Source organism: Pseudomonas sp. (genome assembly GCF_049645325.1).
Classification (GTDB): Bacteria; Pseudomonadota; Gammaproteobacteria; order Pseudomonadales; family Pseudomonadaceae; genus Aquipseudomonas.
In genome coordinates this window covers 1-2222 of sequence record NZ_JBARTQ010000382.1, presented here as the reverse complement: position 1 = coordinate 2222, position 2222 = coordinate 1, and the positions used below count along the sequence as shown (strand labels likewise).

Annotated in this window: 3 protein-coding genes; 1 reads left to right on the top strand and 2 read right to left on the bottom strand. The window is 58.6% G+C overall.

Going from position 1 to position 2222, the window contains the following annotated elements; genetic code table 11:
- The coding region (locus tag WBB95_RS16790) for an isocitrate/isopropylmalate family dehydrogenase (RefSeq protein WP_424488614.1) at positions 1–406 on the top strand (406 nt) is incomplete at its 5' end.
- A 362-nt stretch (positions 407–768) separates the two neighbouring features.
- Here WBB95_RS16790 and WBB95_RS16785 read toward each other — a convergent pair.
- Together WBB95_RS16785 and WBB95_RS16780 are read right to left on the bottom strand one after the other, a co-directional pair.
- The gene (locus WBB95_RS16785) at positions 769–1686 is read right to left on the bottom strand and encodes an IS3 family transposase (RefSeq protein WP_424488615.1); all 918 of its coding nucleotides are present in this window, start codon (positions 1684–1686) and stop codon (positions 769–771) included.
- A gap of 47 nt (positions 1687–1733) precedes the next feature.
- Positions 1734–2048, bottom strand: coding sequence for a transposase (locus WBB95_RS16780; RefSeq protein ID WP_424488613.1), 315 nt, complete (start codon positions 2046–2048; stop codon positions 1734–1736).
- Positions 2049–2222 lie beyond the last annotated feature (174 nt).

The window sequence follows — 2222 nt, the reverse complement described above, 5'->3', positions numbered from 1 at the left end:
CGTCGATGCCTGCTGCATGTGGATGGTCAAGAATCCCGAGTATTACGACACCATCGTCACGACCAATATGTTTGGCGACATCATCACGGACCTCGGGGCCATTTTGCAGGGCGGCATGGGGGTTGCCGCCGGGGGCAACATCAACCCCGACCCGGGCGGGACGAGCATGTTCGAGCCGATGGGTGGCAGCGCGCCGAAGTACACCGGCAAGAACGTCATCAACCCCATCGCCGCCATCAGCGCCCTGGCCATGCTCCTCGACCAGGTCGGCCAGCCCGGCGCGTCGCAGCGCGTCTACCGAGCCATCGAAACCGTCACCGGCACAAAAATGAAAAGCCAATCCGCCGGCAAAATGGGCTACGGCACGACCGATGTAGGCGATCTGGTGTGCGAGGCGCTACAATAACAACTGTTGGCTTGTTGAGTCTTGCCAATTTAAGGATCACATAGATTGATCTCGCTCATCGAAGCACGAAACTATCGTTGTCTGCGTTACGTGCGTGTCTTGGTTCACCGTGAACTGGAATCTTGCCAGCTTGAGATTAGCGAGTGGTGAACGACATCGTGTCGAGTAAATCGCAGCATCCTGCTGCGAAGGTTTATCGCTTTGATGCCAATCCCGAAGGAATGAAGGTTGGGCAGTCCACGGGCTGATCCGGTGAACCGCCCGCCCTTCGGTCTTGGCCCCTGGGACGGCGCTCGGGTCGCACCTCTGCGTTGCCCTATCCTCCGCCCAGGTCATCGTCGGTTGTAATGCTTCGTGGGACATCAAGCAACCATCTCTTTCGATTGACGTGCGAGTCGTCGACGCTCGCGCGCTGCTTCGAGCTTGCGGTCGCGCTCGGCGAAGATCACTGCTTCCAGACCAGCCAGCTTATCGACCGGCGTCACGTAACCGATCGCGCTGTGAAGACGGACCTCGTTGTAATGCTGGACGTAAGCGGCAACGCGCCTGCGCGCATCGTCGAGTGACTCGATCGCGGCCGGTCGAATGCACTCCCGCTTGATGCTTCCGTGCCATCGTTCCAGCTTGCCGTTCGATTGCGGATAGTACGGACTCGTCCGCACGTGCGTCATGCCCGATAGGCGGATGAATGTCTTGAAATCCTTGGCGATGAATTGGGGTCCGTTGTCGCTGATGATCCGAGGCGTCTCGCCCGGATGTTTCTCTAAGGCCCGCTGGACGATCGTCTCGACGTCCTGCTCGGTCATGCTCTCGCGGATCTCCCAATGCACGATGAAGCGGCTATAGCCGTCCAAGAGCGAGCAGAGATAGTAGAACGTGCCGCCCAGGTTCAGGTAGCTGATGTCGACGTGCCAGTGCTTGTGCGGCCGCAGTGGCTGCACGAAACCGGTCCCTTTCTTCGAGGTTTTTTGCCATTTGCGATCGAGTCGATTGGCCTGTTTCAAAACGCGGTAAACGCTCGAAGGGCTGACCGCGACCACGTCGTCGTCGAGCATCATGAAGGCGAGCCGGCGATAACCGTCCAGCGGATGCGAAGCGTGGTAATCGAGGATGGCTTGCTTCTCCCAATCCTCCAGCCACCAGTCACGAGGGACTTGGCCGTTGTGCTCGTTCGCCATCCCATAGCGACCTTTCCAGTCGTAAAACTTGCTCGTGCCGAGCCCCAGCCAGCGCAGCAGGCATTTGGCGGGCAGTTCCGCGCGAACGGTCCAGTGGCCAATGTAGTCGACGATTTCGTCGCGCGTGTCGTGAGGAACCCAGCGGCCTTTTAGAGTCCCCCATTGGCTTTTTTTGCCTTGACGTTCTCCTCCATCAACTCGGCGATGACTTCGTTCTTAGTCGAGAGTTTCTCTTCGAGTTGGGCGATCTTGGCCTCCTTGGCCTGATCCTTCCGGCGTGGTCCGCTCGTGCGCTCAAAGGCCTTCTCCGCCTGGTCGAGCACCTGCTTGACCCAGGTGTGAATCTGACTCGGTTGGACGCCGAACTCGTCGGCCAGGTCGGAGATCGCCTCTTTCCCGCTGACGTGCCGCCGCACAATCTGGGCCTTCTTCTCCGCAGAAAAGTGCCTACGTGGTTTGATCATGGAATTCTCCTCCGTTGGGCATTATGCTAACGACCAACCGGGAAAATTCCAGTTCCATGAGAAGCAAGACAATTCGATGGCCACCAACGCATCAAACGACTGCTGCCAACGCCGCCGCCAGAGTCCGACTTGTTTGCGTGCCAGGTGGATTTCCTCCGCGATCGTCACATTGAG

Coding starts and splice junctions, on each gene's coding strand:
- WBB95_RS16780 (WP_424488613.1), bottom strand. CDS start 2,048: ATGATCAAACCACGTAGGCACTTTTCTGCGGAGAAGAAGGCCCAGATT.